27 protein-coding genes are annotated in these 18,522 nt (G+C 67.3%); 1 reads left to right on the top strand and 26 read right to left on the bottom strand.

Going from position 1 to position 18,522, the window contains the following annotated elements; all coding sequences use genetic code 11:
* Window positions 1-7 precede the first annotated feature (7 nt).
* From HRJ34_RS00275 to HRJ34_RS00235, 9 genes are all read right to left on the bottom strand, one after another.
* Complete coding sequence (locus tag HRJ34_RS00275; protein WP_208633038.1) at window positions 8-2,248, bottom strand: phage head spike fiber domain-containing protein; 2,241 nt, start codon at window positions 2,246-2,248, stop codon at window positions 8-10.
* 65 nt (window positions 2,249-2,313) lie between these two features.
* Window positions 2,314-2,721, bottom strand: a complete 408-nt coding sequence (locus HRJ34_RS00270; protein WP_208633037.1) for a hypothetical protein — start codon at window positions 2,719-2,721, stop codon at window positions 2,314-2,316.
* A gap of 19 nt (window positions 2,722-2,740) precedes the next feature.
* The gene (locus HRJ34_RS00265) at window positions 2,741-2,962 is read right to left on the bottom strand and encodes a hypothetical protein (RefSeq protein ID WP_208633036.1); all 222 of its coding nucleotides are present in this window, start codon (window positions 2,960-2,962) and stop codon (window positions 2,741-2,743) included.
* Window positions 2,940-3,320 carry a hypothetical protein gene (locus HRJ34_RS00260; protein ID WP_208633035.1) on the bottom strand — a complete coding sequence of 127 codons (381 nt, stop codon included), beginning with the start codon at window positions 3,318-3,320 and terminating at the stop codon, window positions 2,940-2,942. The genes HRJ34_RS00265 and HRJ34_RS00260 overlap by 23 nt, the downstream gene beginning before the upstream one ends.
* Window positions 3,317-3,697 (bottom strand): hypothetical protein, encoded by a 381-nt coding sequence (locus tag HRJ34_RS00255; protein WP_208633034.1) that lies wholly within the window; start codon window positions 3,695-3,697, stop codon window positions 3,317-3,319. Before HRJ34_RS00255 ends, HRJ34_RS00260 begins: the two co-directional genes overlap by 4 nt.
* On the bottom strand, window positions 3,694-4,311 hold the full coding sequence (locus tag HRJ34_RS00250; protein WP_208633033.1) for a TIGR02594 family protein: 618 nt from the start codon (window positions 4,309-4,311) through the stop codon (window positions 3,694-3,696). The genes HRJ34_RS00255 and HRJ34_RS00250 overlap by 4 nt, the downstream gene beginning before the upstream one ends.
* Complete coding sequence (locus tag HRJ34_RS00245) at window positions 4,308-4,532, bottom strand: hypothetical protein (RefSeq protein WP_208633032.1); 225 nt, start codon at window positions 4,530-4,532, stop codon at window positions 4,308-4,310. Before HRJ34_RS00245 ends, HRJ34_RS00250 begins: the two co-directional genes overlap by 4 nt.
* A 65-nt stretch (window positions 4,533-4,597) precedes the next feature.
* The gene (locus HRJ34_RS00240) at window positions 4,598-5,104 is read right to left on the bottom strand and encodes a hypothetical protein (RefSeq protein ID WP_208633031.1); all 507 of its coding nucleotides are present in this window, start codon (window positions 5,102-5,104) and stop codon (window positions 4,598-4,600) included.
* Window positions 5,105-5,114: 10 nt separating this feature from the next.
* Window positions 5,115-8,180 (bottom strand): phage tail protein, encoded by a 3,066-nt coding sequence (locus tag HRJ34_RS00235; protein WP_208633030.1) that lies wholly within the window; start codon window positions 8,178-8,180, stop codon window positions 5,115-5,117.
* On the opposite strand from HRJ34_RS00235, the gene HRJ34_RS00230 reads away from it, so the two are divergent.
* On the top strand, window positions 8,155-8,541 hold the full coding sequence (locus HRJ34_RS00230; RefSeq protein ID WP_208633029.1) for a hypothetical protein: 387 nt from the start codon (window positions 8,155-8,157) through the stop codon (window positions 8,539-8,541). The two genes, HRJ34_RS00235 and HRJ34_RS00230, sit on opposite strands and share 26 nt — an antisense overlap.
* An 18-nt stretch (window positions 8,542-8,559) precedes the next feature.
* On the opposite strand, the gene HRJ34_RS00225 is transcribed toward HRJ34_RS00230, so the two are convergent.
* The 17 genes from HRJ34_RS00225 to HRJ34_RS00145 form a co-directional block, all read right to left on the bottom strand.
* Window positions 8,560-9,093, bottom strand: a complete 534-nt coding sequence (locus HRJ34_RS00225; RefSeq protein ID WP_208633028.1) for a hypothetical protein — start codon at window positions 9,091-9,093, stop codon at window positions 8,560-8,562.
* Window positions 9,063-9,512, bottom strand: a complete 450-nt coding sequence (locus HRJ34_RS00220) for a DUF6950 family protein (protein WP_208633027.1) — start codon at window positions 9,510-9,512, stop codon at window positions 9,063-9,065. The genes HRJ34_RS00225 and HRJ34_RS00220 overlap by 31 nt, the downstream gene beginning before the upstream one ends.
* Entirely contained in the window at window positions 9,509-10,168 is a 660-nt protein-coding gene (locus HRJ34_RS00215) for a hypothetical protein (protein WP_208633026.1), read from the bottom strand. The genes HRJ34_RS00220 and HRJ34_RS00215 overlap by 4 nt, the downstream gene beginning before the upstream one ends.
* A complete protein-coding gene (locus HRJ34_RS00210) occupies window positions 10,168-10,761 on the bottom strand; it encodes a hypothetical protein (protein ID WP_208633025.1) in 594 nt (197 codons plus the stop codon). The genes HRJ34_RS00215 and HRJ34_RS00210 overlap by 1 nt, the downstream gene beginning before the upstream one ends.
* Window positions 10,761-13,961, bottom strand: coding sequence for a phage tail tape measure protein (locus HRJ34_RS00205; RefSeq protein WP_208633024.1), 3,201 nt, complete (start codon window positions 13,959-13,961; stop codon window positions 10,761-10,763). The genes HRJ34_RS00210 and HRJ34_RS00205 overlap by 1 nt, the downstream gene beginning before the upstream one ends.
* A 66-nt stretch (window positions 13,962-14,027) precedes the next feature.
* Window positions 14,028-14,369, bottom strand: coding sequence for a hypothetical protein (locus tag HRJ34_RS00200; RefSeq protein ID WP_208633023.1), 342 nt, complete (start codon window positions 14,367-14,369; stop codon window positions 14,028-14,030).
* 47 nt (window positions 14,370-14,416) lie between these two features.
* A complete protein-coding gene (locus HRJ34_RS00195; protein ID WP_208633022.1) occupies window positions 14,417-14,578 on the bottom strand; it encodes a hypothetical protein in 162 nt (53 codons plus the stop codon).
* A gap of 41 nt (window positions 14,579-14,619) precedes the next feature.
* A complete protein-coding gene (locus HRJ34_RS00190) occupies window positions 14,620-15,075 on the bottom strand; it encodes a hypothetical protein (protein ID WP_208633021.1) in 456 nt (151 codons plus the stop codon).
* Window positions 15,075-15,506 carry a phage tail tube protein gene (locus HRJ34_RS00185; protein ID WP_208633020.1) on the bottom strand — a complete coding sequence of 144 codons (432 nt, stop codon included), beginning with the start codon at window positions 15,504-15,506 and terminating at the stop codon, window positions 15,075-15,077. Before HRJ34_RS00185 ends, HRJ34_RS00190 begins: the two co-directional genes overlap by 1 nt.
* Before the next feature lie 14 nt (window positions 15,507-15,520).
* Complete coding sequence (gene gp17 / locus HRJ34_RS00180; protein ID WP_208633019.1) at window positions 15,521-15,907, bottom strand: tail completion protein gp17; 387 nt, start codon at window positions 15,905-15,907, stop codon at window positions 15,521-15,523.
* A 2-nt stretch (window positions 15,908-15,909) separates the two neighbouring features.
* On the bottom strand, window positions 15,910-16,092 hold the full coding sequence (locus HRJ34_RS00175) for a hypothetical protein (protein ID WP_208633018.1): 183 nt from the start codon (window positions 16,090-16,092) through the stop codon (window positions 15,910-15,912).
* A 2-nt stretch (window positions 16,093-16,094) separates the two neighbouring features.
* On the bottom strand, window positions 16,095-16,550 hold the full coding sequence (locus HRJ34_RS00170; RefSeq protein WP_208633017.1) for an HK97 gp10 family phage protein: 456 nt from the start codon (window positions 16,548-16,550) through the stop codon (window positions 16,095-16,097).
* Window positions 16,547-16,894: a phage head completion protein gene (locus HRJ34_RS00165; RefSeq protein WP_208633016.1), complete on the bottom strand. Its 348-nt coding sequence runs from the start codon at window positions 16,892-16,894 to the stop codon at window positions 16,547-16,549. The genes HRJ34_RS00170 and HRJ34_RS00165 overlap by 4 nt, the downstream gene beginning before the upstream one ends.
* Complete coding sequence (locus tag HRJ34_RS00160) at window positions 16,894-17,430, bottom strand: head-tail connector protein (RefSeq protein ID WP_208633015.1); 537 nt, start codon at window positions 17,428-17,430, stop codon at window positions 16,894-16,896. The genes HRJ34_RS00165 and HRJ34_RS00160 overlap by 1 nt, the downstream gene beginning before the upstream one ends.
* 1 nt (window position 17,431) lies before the next feature.
* Window positions 17,432-17,653 (bottom strand): hypothetical protein, encoded by a 222-nt coding sequence (locus HRJ34_RS00155; RefSeq protein WP_208633014.1) that lies wholly within the window; start codon window positions 17,651-17,653, stop codon window positions 17,432-17,434.
* Window positions 17,654-17,741: 88 nt separating this feature from the next.
* Window positions 17,742-18,110, bottom strand: coding sequence for a hypothetical protein (locus HRJ34_RS00150; protein WP_208633013.1), 369 nt, complete (start codon window positions 18,108-18,110; stop codon window positions 17,742-17,744).
* 45 nt (window positions 18,111-18,155) lie between these two features.
* Complete coding sequence (locus HRJ34_RS00145; RefSeq protein ID WP_208633012.1) at window positions 18,156-18,458, bottom strand: hypothetical protein; 303 nt, start codon at window positions 18,456-18,458, stop codon at window positions 18,156-18,158.
* Window positions 18,459-18,522: the final 64 nt, after the last annotated feature.

The following is an 18,522-nucleotide window of genomic DNA, read 5'->3' as shown; positions in this document are numbered from 1 at the left end:
CTCCCGGTCAGATGGTGATGGTGCGCTCGGACAGTGCGCCGCCCGGGAGGACGATCGACCGGCCCGATAGCGGGGCGCCTTGCAAGACGATGGTCCGCCGATCGGTCGGGACGGCACGCGGGCCCGCATCCGCCGCGGACGCGAGCGTGTCCCCGGCCTCGCCGATCGTGACCGTCGCCCGGATGAGAGCCTTGGCGGCGGCCGACAGGGTGTCGCCTGCCTCGGTGCGCGCCAGCGCGCCCTTGATCCGCACCGTAGCGGCCGAGGACAGGGCGTCCGTCGCCTCGATCTTGTTGACCACCGCCTTGACGTAGACCTGGGCGGTCGCGGTCAGCGCGTCGGTCGCTTCGATCTTGTTGACGGCGGCCTTGATGTACGCCTTCGCGTCGGCGGCGAGCGTGTCGCCGGCTTCGACGACCGTTGCCCGGCCCTGAAGCGCGGTCAGCGCCTTGAGTTCGCTATCCCTTACACGGACGTCGTAGTAGCGCAGCCGGCGGATATGGCCGTTGAGCGGGCTTCCGAGGTGGCCCATGCCAATGAGCAATTGATTCACCGCCGGGACGGACCCGCTGGTATCAACCGCCGGTTCGCTGCCGTTCATGCTCGCGGCAAAGTCGTTGTCCGCAAACGCAAGCGCCATCTTCTGCGGCGCGCCAGCCGCCATCGCGCCCAGGTTGCTGAAATCGAAGGACGTTACGCTGCTCGCACGACCGAACGCGCGGCCGGTCGTCCGGACGTACATGTCCAGGCGATTGGTCGAGGTCCCATCGTCGATCTCGACGGCCATGCGATCGGTGCTGTCGAGCGGATCGAGGCGATCGAAGTCGACGATGACCGTCCCGGCGCTCCCGTTCCAGAACGCCGAGAAATCGCCGCCAGACACGATCGCCGATGGGGCTGAGCGCGTCACCTGCGTCGCTCCGGTCGGAATGTAAGAGGTCGGGCCTAGGCCAGCCTCGACCATGATCCCGCTGCATTTGAAGGTTCGGGGGCTATTGTCGTTGTATTTGATAACGCCGCAGTTCGAGTTGGGCGACGCTATGGTGGTCACCGCTAAGCTGACCCGGTAGAGCCCCCCTCCGTAGTCCTCTGTTTTTCCGCCGTTGGCGGTTGTCGGGGACAGTACCAGATTGCCTAGGTTGAACACGAAATCGTTGGCGGGGGTGTGGGTGCCATTGCTTCCGAAAGCGGGAGCGCCTCCGTCATCCATTCGGACAAATACGCTGATCACGCGGGGCGAGGATGCGGGCACCGCGTAATTGGTCACGTAGAAATAGGTGCTCGTCGTTCCGTCGTAGCCGAAGGCAAGGCCGGTTCCCGAGATCAGCCCGGCAAAGGTGGTCGTGCTAAGGAGGCCGCCACGCGAGGCCGGGAGGCCGTTCGCGAACTCGCTCTGGATGAGGTAGTTGGTCCGGGATTCCTCGGCCAATATCCCCTTCGGCTCGAGGGTGACGGGATTGTAATTATAGCGCGGCGCACTCGCGGCGACGATCTGGCCGGCCGAGTTGACCCTGGTCGCATTCGCCTCGCCCGAAAACACGATGCGCGGATCGGGCGTCTCGCTGGCCGTGAAATCCCAATCGATCAACGCCGTATAGCCGACCCGCGCATAGACGGTGTCGCCAGCCTCGGCGAGCGCGGCGGCGCCCTTGATCTTGACGGCGCTGGTTGCCCCGAGCGCGTCGGCGGCTTCCGTGACGTTCAGGGCCGCCGAGATCGTCGGCAGCTCCCAGGTGAGCCGCACCTGGAAATAATCCACGTTCGCCAGCCCGCCGACGGTGGTCGTCGCCTGGAAGTCGATGGCGAAGTTGGAGGATAGGACCTGCGCGCGCGTCAGCCCCGCGCTCCATGTATCGGACGAGGAGCCGTAGATGACAGCCGTATCGCTGGTCGGCCACTTCGTCGCGGTGTCGGCCTTGTTGTTGCCTGCGCGATCCGAAACGCTGCCAGCCGAACCATCCGGCACGATGAAGACGTGCGTGTCGTTGATGCGGTTGGCGTCGCTAGCGCTCCGCTCGATCTTCACCTCAATGCCGGTGATGAACGCGCCAGTCGGGATATCCGAGGAGGTGAAGCCGAAATTGGACCCGCGCAGCGTGCGGCTAGGTCCAAAGCCGGTGAGGATCACACCGGCGTAGCTGCCGTCGTCGGCGCCGATGTTGCCGGGATTCGACCAGTCATAGGAGCCGGTCTCGCCCGAAACGCTGTTGATGGCGGTGCCGGGAAATTTCCAAGCGGTCGTAGGCATCGGCGCTCCCCGTCCAGATAGAATGCGGCCGGCGAGCCCGCGCCCGCCGGCCGATCAGACCCGCGTCAGGAGTTGCCGGCGGTCAGGGTGAAGGCGGTAACGTCGACCTGCTGCCCCGCGGCGATCGACGTGTTGTCGAGCGTCATGTCGCCACCGCCGCCGGTGGCCGTGATGGTGCCCTGGGCGTGGCAGGTCACGCCATCCGAAGCATAGATGCGGAAATGCGCCGCGGTGCCGGCTGCATCGGCGGTCAGGTCCTGCCAGGTGCCCGACTTCGACTTGCTGCCGGCCGAGGCCGCCGCCATCCAGTCGGCCGGGAGATTGAGCGTCGCGAGGACGGTGCCGGCGTCGGCCGCCGCGCAGTTCGCCGGCGGGGCGCCGGTGCGGATCTTCAGAACAGCCGAGGCCCCGATAGCGGTCTCGACCGCGTCGAGCTTCGCGTTACGAACGGCAGCGGAATATTGCAGAGTCATTGGATCTTCCTTCCACAGGTCAACGGGTGGTGGGTGAGCGGGGAGCGCAGTCCGGCGTCGGCACGCCGAGATCGCGGAACCAGCGGCAGATGCGGGCGACCTGCGCCCAGCCGCGCCGGCCCCAGGAGGCGTGCGCGGTGTCGTAGTCGTCGAGGGCGGCGGCGCTGTCGTTGAGGACCGCGTCCATATCGAGCTGCGGCTCCGCCTCGACCGTCAGGTCAGCAGCCGGGGGCGCCTTCAAGCCCGCGCTCGCGGGCCTGTCGGAGCAGGATGGCGCAAGCACGCTGGCGCTGGCGATCAGACAAGCGAGCATCAGGAAGCGGCGCGACCGCCGCGCGTTCGGCATCTTCATCGGCTTGGTTCCTTTTCAGGTCGGAAAGGCGGGCGTCGGCCGCGTTGCCGTCGGCGCTGCGCACGGCGGGCGCGAGCTGCGCTTCCTGCGCGGCGTCGTGGCGCGCGATCAGGCTGCGGTCGTAGGCGCACTTGGTGACGGCGAGCAGGCCGGCGGCGGCCACGACAAAGCAGGCAATGGCAACGGCCTTTGCGAAGCGAGCGGGGATGCCGGCGCGCAGGGCCAGCGTGACGAGAGCCGCGATCATCGTTTCACCTCATCAGCGGGGGCTACGGGAACCGGGTTGTCCGCCTTGTTGTCGATCGTCACCGTCGCCGACGCTTCCTGCGCGGCGCGGATCGTGCGGAAAGCCTCGGCCGTGTTCGCAGTCGCCTGATCGTCTCGCGCATCGGCCCGGAACATCGCGCCGACGATCAGGCCGACCGGCGGCCCGAGCGTCAGCATCGCGTCGCGTATCAGGTCGAGATTGGCGGCGGGGACGGCGCGGTTCGCGAACTGCCAGGCCATCCAGTAATAGCCGGCCAGGAAGGCGAAGCCTATGAACTGGCGGATATCGCGCACCGGGCGCGCCGGTCGGTTGGCCCGGCGCTCGCCCATGCGGTCGAGGAACTCGAGCAGCGTCATGCCTCGCTCCCGATGCTGGTCTTCTTCTCCATGATCGGCATGGGAATGTGCAGCTCGGGCACGCCAGCCGGCCAACGGCAGGCGTAGGCGGCCGAAACGGGGAAAGGCGCGATCGAGACGCTGTCGCTCTGGTTGCCCCCCAGCGCGAGGTAGTACAGCCCATCCTTGGTGATGCCGATGATCTGGGCAACATGGTTGCCGCCGTCGCGCGCCTTGACGATAAACGCGCCCACCTGCGGCTTGCAGGCGATGCCCCACGTCGCCCAGGCGGCGGCGCGGGGGAAGTCCTTCGGATAGGGCAGGCCCGCCTTGTTCACGCACCATGCAGCGAAGCCGCCGCACCAGGGCCCGTCATTGTCGTCGGTGGTCAGCCAGGGCGCGCCGAGCGCCTTCCACATCTCCTCCGTGATGAACGGATTGTGCTGCGGGCCCTTGATCTCGCGCTCGCCAAGCTTCGTCATCCCGGCGGCGCTCCATGCGGGATAGGCGCTGCTCGCCGTGCCGAGAAGCGCCGCGATCGCCGCGTTGAAGCCGTCGACCTGCGCCTGGGTCAGCTTGCCGCCCATGATGGGGCGCACGGCGTCGAAGAACGCCTTGTGGTTGAGCTCGGTCATGCGCCGTGCCCTCCGAACAGCATCTTCCCGAGCGCCAGCAGCAGGCCGCCGAACGCCGTCACGATGAAAGCTGCCCCTGCGAAAAAGCCGAGGCCGCGGTCCTGCTTGCCGGTGATCCGGTCCAGCTTGACCGACACGTTGGCGAGGTCGTGCTTGACCGTGCGCATGTCGGCTTTCAGCTCGCCCACATCGCGCGCGATCTGGAGGTCGTTTTCGGTCACTGGCGTTCTCCGGGCATGAAAAGAGCCCGCGCGATGCGGGCCGCGAAAGGTGCGGGATCGGGCGGTCAGTCGCCCCAGTCGACCTCACCGGCGGCGATGATCGCGGGGATGGTCGCGGCGTCGCGCACCGCCTTCTTGGCGGCCTGGCGCTTCGCCTCGATTGCGACGGCGGCGGCGCGAAACGCATCCGACTTGGCGATCACCGCTTTGACGAGATCCTTTCTCGGTACGCCGGTCGCTTCAGCCTCGGCATCGAGGAAGGGAGACGACGTCGCGCCGCTGCGCGCCTCGTCCTCCTTCGCGGCATAGACCACGGCCCGCGCCGCGGTGGGCATGAGGGCCTGAAGCCGTGCCTCGGCCGCGTCGTCGATCGCGGCGATCAGGGGAATGCGGACCGCCTCGATATAGGTCGCCTTGCCCGGCTCGCCGTTCAGCATGGTCGGGCCGTCCGCTTCGACGACCGCGAGGTCGCGATGCCGCTCCTCCTGGAGGCGCATCTCGCCGCGCGTCACAGAATGGCCGGCCATGACGATGTCGCCGCTCTCGCGGTTGAACTTCACCCAATAAATCATCGGTCGATCCTCACTTGTTGAAGCGGCCCATCCCGAACATCGCGGCGTCCGAGAGGCCCAGGTCGGTCGTGTTCGCGCGCCATTGCAGCTTGACCGTGTGCGTGCCGGCGCTGAGCGAGTTGGTGATCCGCTGGATGCTGCCGGAGTCGGTGCCCCAGCCCGCCCCGCCCTTCGGCGTGCCGACCTGGCTCCCGTCGACGAGGAACCGGATCTGCCACGACATCGGGAGCGTGCCGCTCGCATAGGCCTGCTGGATATCGGCCCACAGCAGGATTTGCCCCGGCTCATCCATCAGGATCGTGTAGCTGAGCGCATCCTGCCAGGCGTAGGAGCCCGACCCGGTCAGCGTGCCGGCCGACGTCACGCCGAAGGTCTTCGACACGCTGTTGTCGATCATGGCCGTCGTGCCGACGCGCATCGGCTTGATCGTGCCGTCGGGGTTGAGGCCGTCGCCGATCCGCCCGTCATTCACCTCGGTCGGGATATTGGCGATGTTGGTCGCCCAATCGGCGCCGATCGTTGCCACCTGCACCCAGGACGAACCGCTCCAGCGGCGCAACTGGTTGGTGGAGCTGTTGTACCAGAGATCGCCGAGCGCGGTCGCGGTGGGGGTCGACGTGGAATAGAAGGTCGTGACCTTGCCGTCCGCCGTCGCCTGGGCACCCGCCGCCGCCGTGACCGCCGCGGCGACGCGGGTGTCGGCGGTCAGCGTCCAGACGCCGCTGCGAAAGGTATAGAGCTTGTTCGCATCGTCGATGTCGAACCAGAGGTCGCCCTCGCTGGCGCTCGCCGGCGGCGTCGTCTGGTAGAAGGTGTCGATCTTGCCGTCGGCGGTGTCCTGCGCGTTCGCCGCCGCCGCGATCGCGTTGACGGCCTGGTCGTAGGCGATCTTCGCGATCTCGTTCAGCACCGCCTGCCGGGCGACATAGACGTCGCGGAACTTGGCGATGAAGGTCGCCCGGTCGATCGCGGTGTCGGTCGCATAGTCGTCGAAGTCGGGCGACAGGCCGTTGAGGTAAGCGGTCAGCGCCGTGATGGCGGCGTCATAGGCCGTCTTCTGGGTCGTGACGCCCTGCGCGCTCGCCCGCGCGTCGATGCCCGCCTGCTCCGCCAGGATCACGGTATAGTCCTGGACGATGCGCGGCTTCTCGCTCCGATCGAGGATGCCGTCGGCGACGATGTTGGCGATAGCCTCCAGTTCGAACAGCGGCGTGGTGATCGGGCCCAGCAGCAGACGGTTGCCGATCACGCCCTGGCGCCGGTAGCGGACTGCCGCCTGATAGCTCGTCGCCGGCAGCACGCCGGGGATGACCTTCTGCGTCGTCTCGGGCGGCTCGATCCCCGCGCCGATCCAGCCGGCCTCGTCGCCGATGCCCGAGAACCATTCGCGATATTCGAAGACGATCGCGTCCGAGCTGCTGCTGTCGATGCTACCATCGATCACCAGCGCCGGCAGCGTGGTCGACCCGTCGCTGATCGAGGTCGCCGAGATCACCCAGACGCCCGGGCCCGGCACCGGGTTGATCGGCGGGCCGGTGACGCCGGGCGTCGGCGGCGCCGTCGTCGTCTGCCCCAAGGCGAACGGATGCTTCGCGTCCGTCTCCGACCGGGCCGAGAAGCGCGGGCATCCCGTCGCCGGGTCGATATCGCGATTGGTGAGCAGTATCTTCTGGTCGTTGAGCCCGACTTCCGGGATCGTGACCGTCACCGCGTCGCCCGGCTTGTAGCCGATCCAGCGTGGACGCAGCGGGATATCGATCGGGCCGAACTCGCGGCTGTTCTCGATGCCGTAGCGCGCCAGCGTCGCGACCTGCTTCAGGTCCTGGACGAAGACGTAATCGGCCTCCTTCGTCCGCTCGCCTCCGTCGAACGCGACATGCTCCGGCACGCGCACCGGCGCGGCCGAGATCACCTCCCAATTATGCGCCTCGCTGCGGTAGCGCGGGATGATGCCGTTGATGCGATCGCGGCGCGCCTGCGTCGCCTGGACGCGCACCGAGCCCGACAGGTCCTTGATGGTGATCGTGTCGAGCGACACCTTTGGCGAGTTGACGAAGCAACTGATCTTCGCGCCGAGCGGCATCGGCTCGCCGCAGCCGGCCTGCAACATGCTGACCAGCGTCTCGTACTTGTTGTCGGTCGAGTAGGCGACGCCGCCGATCTTCCAGCCGTTGAGGTCGGCGACGTTGGCACCTTCGACGAACGCGGGGACGTCGATCATCGCCAGCAGCGCGCCGATGCCCAGGATGCGAATGCCGTTCTGCCAGCGGCCGAGGCACCACGTCAGGCCGTGAAGGAACGGGTTCTCCGAATAGACATAGGTCGATTCGTCGAGCGCGCGACATGCCCCCGATCCGCCGGGATAGGTGCTGTCGAGGCGGGGGTCGTAGACCTTGACGCCCTTCGCGATCCAGCCGGGCTTGGGCGTGCCGTTCTGGAACTTCTTGCCCTTGGTGTCGAAGCGCATCCGCCACATCGCCGCGGCATAGCCGGACAGCTTGTGCGCGGCGGTCCAGCCGGGCACCGGCACCGGATCGGCGGGGATGGTCAGCGCGGCGGGCTCCGGCGTCAGGCCGAGCTGCGTCTTCTGCCACATAAAATCGTTGTAGAAGCCGAGGGCCGAGCCATTCGTGTCGAACGGAACGACGACCTGGTCGGACTTGAAAGCCTCGATCTCCTCGATCGGCCCAGCGCCCGAGATGATGACGACGAAGGTCTGGCGATCGTTGTCGCCCTTGTCGCTGGTGTCCGTTGTGTCCCAATAGACGATGTTGCCGGCGTTCCACGTCCGCCCCATCAGGTACGGGATGCCGGCGCTCGGGTCCGAGTTGAACGTCGTCGGCGAGCCGGTAAGCGGCGGGCGCTTGTAGGCAGCGGCGGCAGCGATCGACAGGCCGGCCGAGGCGACGCTGGCGATGGTGGCGATCGTTGCCAGCGAGGCGCCCACACCCGCGACCGTCGTCGCCATGGCCGCCGACAGCGTGATGCCCTGCGCCACGGCGATACCCGCACCAACGCCCGTAGCTATGAGTGCCACCGCACCAACGACCATGGCGGCGGTCCGCAGGGTTTTCATCTATAGTGGCTCCGGGTCGGCGGGCTGTTCGGCGCGCGAAAATCGTGGCAGGAAGGCCGTCGAGGTGACGTCGAACATGCGAAAACAGATTGCAGTGCTGCTGCCGGTCGCGGTGCTCTGGGCAACAGCCGGCCACGCCAGAAGCGTGACACATCATGTCGTCATCGATGGCGCCCGCTATCGCGTCACGGTGAAAGACGGCACCGCGATCGTCGCGCGAAAATCGCTGCTCGTTACCTACACATTGGAAGAGCGGGACCGGCAGCGCCGAGCTGCGGAACAGGTGACAGGTTGCCGCCTGGTCGATGAAATGCCGAACCAAGGGGGTATCACGATGGGCAAGCTAGACTGCCCTAAGTGATTAACGCTGGGGCGCTACTCAACCCTGAACCGCGAACAGCGCGGCGCCGCACCCAGCGGCAAAGGCGATCGTCGAGATCACGGCCAGGCCAATGCCGATCTTGTAGGCCCGCAAGCCTTGTGCATTGAAGCGCTCGAGTTCCTCGCCGGGGGCGCGAGGCCCTCCCACCAGCATGTTCTTCTGGGCGTCCCGGATTTCTATAATCGCCTGATTATAGAACCGGTCCTGCGATACGAACCCGGCGACGTGCGCCGCGAGTCCGAAGACCAGTCCGGCCACGAACAATGCGAACGCCGCGTGCAGCCATGGAAAATCGAAGCGGATCGCCGCCGATTTGCTGGCCGCGACGTTGCCGACGAAGGTGAACAATCCGATCAGGCCGCCGCCGTTGGCGATCAGAAGGGCTTGCAACATGCGATCGGCCAGGGCGTGCTGGATCTTCACGCGGTCGGCGGCATCGAGGACCGCGGCGTTGTAGTCCTGTTCGGCGATCTGCGCGTTTCCCCGCCGCTGTTCCTCGGTCATTTCCCGCTCCTTGGCTTCGCCCGCCATGCCGTCACATATTCGAGCGGTTGCAGCACTCCCGCCCCTACCAGGTCCTCATGATAAGCGACCGTCCGGCCATTGCCGAGCGCGACATGGAGCGCCGGCCCGAAATCATCTGTTCCGGGACAGGCGATGATATCGCCCACGACGGCGGCGGCCGGCGGGATGCGCTCCAAGCCGTGCGCGTCGACCGCCTCGCAGAGATCCGCGAAACCCCGGTCGGCGAGCGCCTTGCGCGCCGCGCGCACCGTGCGATAGCTGCCCTTCGGCGGTAGCTTCACCTGATAGCCCAGCCGGCGGAGATGCGCCGCCGCCATCCGCACGCAATCGCGCTCGCCCAGCCGGAACGGCTTGTCCTTGAACTCGTCGAGCGTCGCCTGCGCAGCCAGGCGCCGCAGTTCCGCCTCCGGGGTCTCCGTCGTCATTGCTGCAGCATCCACATGTCGCCGCCGAAGACGCCGCCGATCCCGCCGAATCCGATGCCGGTATTGGTGACCGGCCGCGGCGGGGCTTCAACGCCCCAGTACACCCCCTGCGGGACACCGGTCTGGAAGGCGAAGCCCTCCTCGCCCGGCCAGACGGACTGGTGGAAGCCATCGGACAGGCGCGCGCCCTCGTCGTCGGCGAAGAAGCGCTCGAAGATCGACGCGACCTCATATTCGAGCTCGCGTATATTCTCGCCAGCCGTCAGGAACGGCACGTCGAGCTCGCCGACGAACAGCAGATGCGGGTTCGGCACGACCTGTCCGGTCGTCCGCTCGACCGCGCCGAAATAGATGGTAACGATGGAGCCCTGCATATCCGGCCCGGCCAGGTCGGCGGCGGCGGCATCGCTCGCCGGCAATAGCGTGATCGACAGGCGGGGCGCCTCATTGCCCATGCCGTCCGTCAGGTTCGAGATCGCCGACAGCGTGCCATAGACCGGGTCGCGGCCCGTATAGTTCCGGCCGTTGAAGGTGAGGCTCGCGGCTCCGTCGAGCAGGTTGATCTGCCGGCCGGGCAGGTCGATCGAGACCGCGCCGAAGATCGTCGGCGCCGGGCTGCTCAAGGCCGCGTCGAGTTGAACGGTCAGGCTGGTCACTATTCCGCCTCCGTGATCCGGAACTGGAGGCCGATGTTCATCGCGACATCGATCGTCCAGTCGCGGCGATTACCCTCGAGGAAGCCCTCGATCTTCGGTTCGTCGATCTCGACCAGGGCGCCGTCCGAATAGGCGACGCGCAGCATGGGTTCGACCGCCAGCGAAACCTTGCCGGCGCTATTGGCCGTGGCGGCTGCCGCGATGATATGCAGATAGCGCCGGCCGCCGTGGATGACCGAGATGAACTGCCCTCGCAGGAAGGTGCGGCCGCTCGACAGGCCCCGAAGCTTCAGCGTCGTGCCCGCCTGCCCCGGCCCGTCGACGGCCGCGTCGCCGCTGCCGCTGACGGTAATCGCCTGCGGCCATGGGAAGATGCCGCCATCCTTCTGCGCTTGGATAAGCGCGGCGACCCAGGCGGTCGCATCCTCGGGCGTCGGCATCGTGTTCATGGTGACGTCGATGGTGAAGCGGTCGCCGAGCCGGTTCAGCTTCTGGTCGACGCCACCGAGCGGCGAACTGATGACGCCGCCCCAATCGAGGTAGCCGGGGACGGCGCTCGCGGGGCCGGGAAAGGAGGGGATGAGGATCGCCATCAGCTTCGCCCCAATCGCTGGCGCCCGCGGCGCCGCAGCTCCGTCTGCGCCATCGCGCTACCGCCGGCCGCGCCGCGCTGCGCCGCCACCATGTCGCCGCGGTTGATCATCGCCCACCACTCCGGCGTCAGCAGGTTGCCCTCGAAATGGTAGCTGTCCCCGCCGGGGCCGCGATCATTGCCGGGCTTGCGGATATCGACCATCTCGCCCTTGCTCGCGCGGAAGCTGACTACGTTTCGGTCGATGCCGGACATGCCGGCGACCTTGAACGACCCGCCATCCTTGAAGGCGTGGAGTTCGGTCTTGCCGATCGACGCCTGGATCGCGTCGGTGTCGATGTTGGGTCCGGTGAAGGTGCCGCCACCGAACAGGCTCGACGCCCCCTTGAAGACGCTGCCGAGCGCCCCGAAGATGCCGCCGCCGCCCTTGCCCCGGGTCAGGAACTTGAACAGGCCGTCGGCGAGGCTGTTGAGCGCGTTCTGCGCCGCGTCCATGATGGCGTTCTGCCAGAAATTCTTGACGAAGCCCTTCAGGTCGCCGGTCAGCGCCGCGCGGAATCCGTCCTTGAAGGTGTCGCGGAAAATCCCCTGCATCCGGGCCCGCTCGCCCTCGATCGCCTCGGTGGTCGCCTTCCCGACCCCCTCGCCCGGCGCGAGGTTCTGGTCGCGCTCGATGTCGCGCGCGCGGTCGCGAATCCAGATGGCTTGTTCCATGGCGCGGACGTCGTTCGGGTTGTCGCCCCGCGCGCGCGCGAGCTCCAACTGGCGGTTCTGCTCGGCATCGTCGAGCATGCGCTTCTGGATCGCGGCGCGGGCCTCGTCGACCTTGAGCTGGTCGGCCTTCGCCTGGATAGTGGCCTGGTCGATCGACAGGCCCTTTTCCTTGTAGAACTGGATGCGGCTTTCCAGTTCCTGCTGACGGCGCAGCGCATCCTCCAGCTTGGCGTTCTGCTGGATCTGGGCGACGTCGAGCGCGAGCGCGGTCTGCTCGTCGGCGATGGCCTTGGCGTTCGCCTTCGCCCGAGCTTCCTGCAACAGCTTCATGTCGCGCTCGGCAGCAACGCGGGCGTCGGCCTTCGACAGGCCGGTCTGCTCATAGTCGGCGATCTGCCGGGTGAGGTTCAGCTTGTCCTCGAGCGCCTGGGCCTCGGCGAGGTCGCCGCGCTCCTGGGCGGCCTGCATCTTGACCTGAAGCTCCATCTCCGCGCGGCGTGCGAGCAGGGCTTCGGTGCGGTCCTTCTTCTTTCGGCCGGAACCGCCGGTGTCGAGCGCGGGATTTTCGAGCGTCGCGGCCGGGGGTTCGCCGCCGCCCGCGATCGCCGCCTGGCGGGCCTTGGCGCGGGCGATCGCCTGGGCCTCGGCCTTGGCCTGGACGTCGTAATCCCTCTGGGCCTGGTCGACGATCGCCTGCGCCGAGCGGACGCGCGCCTTGTGATAAGCGCTCTGCCCCTGCTTCACGCCCATCATCTTGGCGAACATGGTGCGGTCGTCGTCGCCCTGCACCGCCTTGAGGTTCGCCTGCGCCTTCGCCAGCTCGATCTGCGCGAGGCCGCGGCCGGCCGCCGCCGCGCCGGCCTCAATGCCGTAGAGCGCGGCCGTGGCGTCCTTCAGGCGCTTGACCGCCTGCTCGACCCGGTCGCCGGTCGACTTCATCGTGTCGCCGACCTTCTCGATCGCGTCGGGAGCCTTGGCGGCAGCGTCGCGCATGTCGCGAATCCGCTTCGCGGCCTCGTCGACGGTCGGCGTAGCCTGCGCGGCGTTGATGGCGATGAGCCCGATCGCCGTCGCGATAGCGGCGATGGCGATCCCCCACGGCGACAGGAAGAAACCCATTGCAGCCTTCAGCGCCGTGACGCCGCCGACCGCACCAGCCGCGCCGGTGCCGACCGCGACCTCGGCGGCGGCCGTGCCGGCGAGCACCGCGATCAGGCGCGGGCCCATCTGCATGAGACTGCCCCAGACCATGATCAGCCGACCGCCGACCGCGACGACCGGGCCCGCGGCAGCGGCAAGACCGATCAGGGCGATGATGCCGGTCTGCACCGGCTCGGGCAGCGCGGCGAAGACCTGGAGCAGGTCGCCGAGCATGGCGATGACGCGCGTGCCGGCGGCGAGCAGCCCACTATCGCCGAACGCTATCGCGGCGGCCTCGGCCATCTTGCGCAGTTGGACGAGCATGCCGGAGAGGCCCTTCATCCGGGCATCCATCTGCTGCTGGGCCGATGCCTTGTTGATCTCGGCGTTGATCCGCGCGAGGCCGTCGGCGCCCTGGTTCATCAGGCCGACCGCCGTCCGCATCGCGTCGGTGCCGAAGATCGTCGTCAGCGCCTTCGTTTTCGCCTCGTCGGCGAGCCCGCCGAGCTGGTCCTTGAGGACCTGCGCGATCTCGGCGAGCGGCTTCATCTGGCCGTTGGCCTGGAAGAAGTTCAGACCGAGCTGCTTCATCAGCGTCGCGGCCTCCTTCGAGGCCGGGTTGAGCTTGGTCAGGAAAGTCTTGAAGCTGGTGCCGGCATCCGAGCCCGACGCGAACAGCGCGGCCGTGGCGGCGAGCGCGACGTTGGTGTCTTCGAAGGTCAGCCCGAGGCCGCCCGCGACGCCGCCGGCCTGACCCATGGCGAGCCGGTAATCGTCGAAGCCGAACTTGGAAACGAGCATGCCGCCGGTCAGCTTGTCGACGACCGTATTGAGGTCGGTCGCCTTCTTGCCGAACTGCTGCATGATGTCGGTCGACAGGTCGGCGGCGGGCGCGAACTCGGCATTGTTGGCGGCGGCGAGGCGCAGCGTCGCCTCGGTCGCACCGTCAAGGATCTGGGTCGTGTTGAGGCCGTTCTTCGCCAGCGCCTCCATGACGTCGGCGGTCTGAGCGGCGGTGGCGGTCACCCCCTTGTCCGCGCCGAACGCCTTCGCCTGATCGCGCAGCGCCTTGAGCTCCGCGCCGCTCGCGCCGGTGGCCGCCTCGACGCGGTTCATGGCGCTTTCGAAGTCGGCCGCCATCTTGAGCGCGCCGCCGCCGATCGCGGTGAGCGGCAGCGTCAGCGCGATCGACATGCTCTTGCCGATGCCCTCGACCCGCTGGCCCAGCCGCTCGAAATTGCGGCCGGCCTTGATCATCGACCGCTGGCTCTCGTCGAGCCCCTTGTCGAATTGGGCCGTGTCGATCCCGAGAATCACACGGAGCTGGCCGATGATCGACGATGCCATGCGGGCCTCCGCAACAACAAAAGGCCCCGAAATCAGGGCCGCACGAAAATAATATTTTGGGTAGGGCTACTTGAGGCCGAACTGCGCTTTTTGAACTAGGCGCCCGTTCTGGAATATCGCGTTCATATTCGAACCGTCGGGATTGCTCCACTGATACATGACGGTTTTGATACCAGCGATTTCGTTAGACGATAGTTCCTCGCCGGATCGGGCGAGGCGTCCGCGCACCTCTTCGTAGGTCATTCCCTCGTGAACGCCGCTGTAGACAGACATATCGATAGGACCAAGATCGATCGGCCGTCCTTCACGGGCGGCGCGGATATTGGCTTGGGCGCGCTCAACTTCCGTCGGTTCGCGATCGCAGGACGTCAACAACATCAATGTCGCCGCAATAACCCCGTTCCGCATAGCAGCCCTCCGCGCCAATCGGTGGCGCGAATGCAGGCGGTTGTCTATCATTTTCGTGCGAGGGTCTTTTCCCAGGCGCCCAGCATCTGCTGCCAGGGCTTGGCCTTCCCTCGTTTAGCCTTCGGCTTCTTGGGGGCCAGCAGCTTGTCGAGCGCCGGCATCTTCTTCGCGCGCTGGAGCGCCGCCGTGTTCCAGGCCGCCCAAATCATGCGATCCTGTTCGACCTGCGCGGCGGTTGCGCGGGCGGCGACTACTTTCGCGAAGAGGCGCGGGGTTTGCCGCCAGAACGCTTCGGGGGCTTGGCCGATTTCGACCCAGATTTCGAAGCAGCGCCACCAGTCCCAGCCGGTGCCGCCGTCGTCCGAGGGTCCGCGGTGCCTCCCGGGGCCGCCTCCGGGAACGAAAGCGTGAAAGCCTTCAGGATCAGCTCGGCGGCGACATCGAGGCCGACCGCCTGGATGACGCGACCGGCCTCGATCTCGTCGACCGTCGGATGGTGCTGCTCGAGCGCGACGCGCATGACGGTGCGCATCATGCTCGGGCTTTCCAGCACGGCGGTTCCGATCTCATCGATCTTCTTGGCGAGCACGCCTTCCAGCGAACACAGCGCGTTGAAGTCCAGGACCATGACGCCGCCGGCCTCGAAACCGGCGACGTTCACGGGCGGCAGGGCGACCTCGCCCAGCAGCGGATTGGCGGTCGTCATTACGCGGCCGGGGTCAGAACGGGCTTGCCCGACACCTTGAAGGTGGCGGCGCCGGTCATGCGATCCTCGAGCGGCGTCGCGCGCGAATGCGCGGTGAAGAAGCCCTTGATGTCGAGCGTCGCGCCGTTGGGGAACTCGACCCGCCATTCCTCGACCACGTCGGAGGCGAAGCTGTCGGCGATCGTGTCGTCGTCGGCCTCGCCGGGGATCAGGTTGTACGTCAGCGTCGTGTCGCCGCCATCCTTCAGGCCCGGCTTGAACTCGCGCCAGCGCTCGGGCGACGACATGTGCGTATATTCGACCGCGTCCTTCGTCATCTCCGGCGGGTTGAATTCGACGACCTCGGCGAGGGTCGTATAGGTCGTCGGGGCGGTCTTCTTCTTGAACAGGGTCAGGTGACCGATGTCGGTATCAGCAGCGGTATCAGCCATGTCGGCCTCCTTGGTCAGACTTGGTACGAGATGCGCAAATCCACCTGCGCACGGTGAGCGATGCGGGCCGCATCGGGTTCGGTCTTGCCGTCCGCGTCGATGACGAAGACGCGATATTTCTTGCCGTCGACGGTCTCGCGGAGTCCCTCGAACTGATCCTCGATGGCGCGGCCGAGGCGGATCGCCTCGCCCGGCGTCGTGGCCCAGCAATCGGCCTGGACGCGCGCGTCACGCCATGTCGGCTTGCCCGTCATGCGCCGCGCGAGCGGGTTGCTGATCACGGTCAGGCCGATGCCGGGCATCTGATCACCGGCGGGGCGCAGACCCCAATCGACATGGTTGCCAGCGATGGCGGTGATGCCCGCCGAGGCGAGCATCTTCGCGCGCAGCCATTCCTCCATGATCAGCCCTTTCGGCGGCGAGCGGCGCGCTCCTGCGCCTCACGAACGAGATCGGCCGCCTCGGCATCGCTCATGGGCTTGCCGGTCATAGCTTCGAACAGCCATTGCGCGACCTTCCGGCCGTCATAGGTCTGGCCGTCCGCGTTGCGCGCGAACTCTTCGAGGGTCTTGTTCCCGATCGTCATGGTCAGCCCTTTCGAGCCCGGCGCTTCGCAACGCGCTTGGCGGCGGCGGCGATCTGGCCGGAAAGGTCTTCCGCGATGCCGTCGAGCAGCTGGTCGCTATGCTCGTCCCACGCCTTTCGCATGTAGCCCTGCGGGGCATTATTCGGCCCGCCGAACTCCTGCGGCAGCGCCTGCGGATAGCCGTCGGCGGTCGGCCCCATATAGACCTCGACCGTCGCTTTGTCGGCGAACCGCTTGCGGCGCTGGCCCGGCGAACCCTGGCGGGTGCCGACGATGATGCTGCGCTTCAGCTTGCCCTCGTCTTCCGGCGCGTTCTCGCGCGCGGAGGCGGCCATCGGCTCCAGTCGCTTCTTACCGAAACGGACCAGCGTCGCCTTGCCGACATGGCGCGGCAACTGGCCGAGCGCCGAGTTGCACTCCTTCAGGCCCTCGACGCGGGAACGACGATAGCGGCTCATAGGTCCGGCCGCGCCGCGGCGGCGATCTCGCGCGTGCTGCGTCGATCGTAGCCGCGGGCCTCCTTGTTCCCGGTCACCTCGAAGCTCTCGCCCTCGCATTCCAGGACGTCGCCGAGCTTGATGGTGATCGTCAGGCTGTCCCAACGCATCAGGAAGCGGGTCGTCAGGTCCTGCGCCTGCTGGCCGGCGCGCAGGCGCTCGCCGTCCGCGACATCGTCCTTCTTCGCATAGCGCCGGCCGATCTCGGCGGGGACGCCACGGTTGCGCGAAAACCCATCGTCGACGATCGGCGCACGCTTGATGACGACGAGGCGATCCAGGTCGCCGGCTGCGAGCGTCGCCATCAGGCCCAGACCCTCAGCGGCTCCAGCAGCCGCTCGGCGGCGATCGACAGCTCGGGCGCCGAATCGCGGTGCCGGTACTGGTCGCCCGTCATCAGGAGTATCGCGGATTTGATGTTGGCTGGGACGACCTCGTAACCGGCGTCATAGCGGATGCGCACCGCCTCGGGCTGGTTGCGCGGCGACGGCCACGCCTTGCCGGGGAGCGGGGTCAGCTTGCGGCCGGCCAGGACATAGTCGTTCGACGGCACGGTCTGCTCGATCCCAGCGGCATCGATATATTTGACGCTGACGATGGTCGCGATCGGCGGATAGGGAAGATCGATCGACGCGCAGAACGCATCCAGTCGAGCCTCGAGGATCTGTTCGCCGATCGCGCGGCCGAGCCATCCGCCCGGACCGTCGATCAGCGCGGTCGCTGCGGCGATCATCATCTCGACGTCGCCCTGCTCGTCGGCGCCGCCGGCCAGCCGAAGGCGGACTACCGCCTCGGCATAGCTGACGACCGGCGTCGGGGGCGTGACGACGACGACGCGCATATCAGGCGGCCTTGCCTTCCGCCTTGCCGCCGTTGCCCTTGGGCGCGTCTTCCGCCTTCGCAGCGGCCTCGGCCTTGGGGCCGTGCGTGACCTCGTCCGTCGTCTCGACGAACTTGCCCGCCTCGACCAGCGCCTTTCCGCGCTTCGCGGTCTCCTCGACCACCGCGCCGCGCGGCAGCGCGCCAATCTCATGGTTGTAGGCGATCTTGGCCTTGATGCGCATGGCAGGCTCCTATGGTTGACACGAAAGGGTGCGGGACGGCGCAAAGGGGAACGCCGCCCCGCGGTTCACGCCTGGAGGGGCGTTCGGATCAATCGTTGTCGACGATGATGTGGAAGGTGCCGGTCTTGGCGTTGCCGCCCTGCGCAATCACGATCTTCACCCGATCGCTGGCGAGCGCGATCTTGTCCGCGACCGCGGTGCCGCCCGCTGCATAGAGCAGTCCCGCACCTACCTGGGAGTGCGCAGGCTGGCGGGGAGCGCGGACGGTGGACGCGTTGACGTTCGACTCGCTCCACAGGCCGACGCCCGTTGCCTCGCCGGTGATGGTGAAATCGACGCCGTCGTCGAAATTGCCCTTCACATACTCGATCTGATGGACAGTGCCGGCGACGCGAGGGGTGTAGGCCGTGGCGGAGCCGTCGGCGGCGGTCGTGACGGTGACTTTGTAGCGGCGCATGTACGTTCTCCTGAGATCGGCGCGCGCGGCGCCTGGTGCGGGCGGTCAGCCCTTGGGTTTCGCCTTGGCGGCCGGAGCGCCGGCCTTGGCCTTGTTGACCGGCGCAGCAGGCACGGCCTTGTTCTCGGGCGCGGAACCGGCGTCCTTGGTCGGGTGGGCTGTCTGCACAGCGTCCTTCTCCTGCTCGGGCGGCTCCTGTTCCGAGGCGCTGACGAATGCGACTGCGTCCGGCCGCTTGTTCAGCAGCTCCTCGCCCATCGCGTCTGACACGTCGAACTCGGTGCCGGGCTTCAGCGTGTCGGATGAGACCGCGCTGATATGAATCTGGTCGGTGGCCTTGAGCTTCATGGCCTGTCTCCTGAAAGGTCAGCGCCGCCCCGGAGAGAGGCGGCGCTGTAGTTTCGCGGGGAGC

The organism is Rhizorhabdus wittichii (genome assembly GCF_017607425.1).
Lineage (GTDB): Bacteria > Pseudomonadota > Alphaproteobacteria > Sphingomonadales > Sphingomonadaceae > Rhizorhabdus > Rhizorhabdus wittichii.
This window is presented reverse-complemented; position numbering and strand designations above follow the sequence as displayed.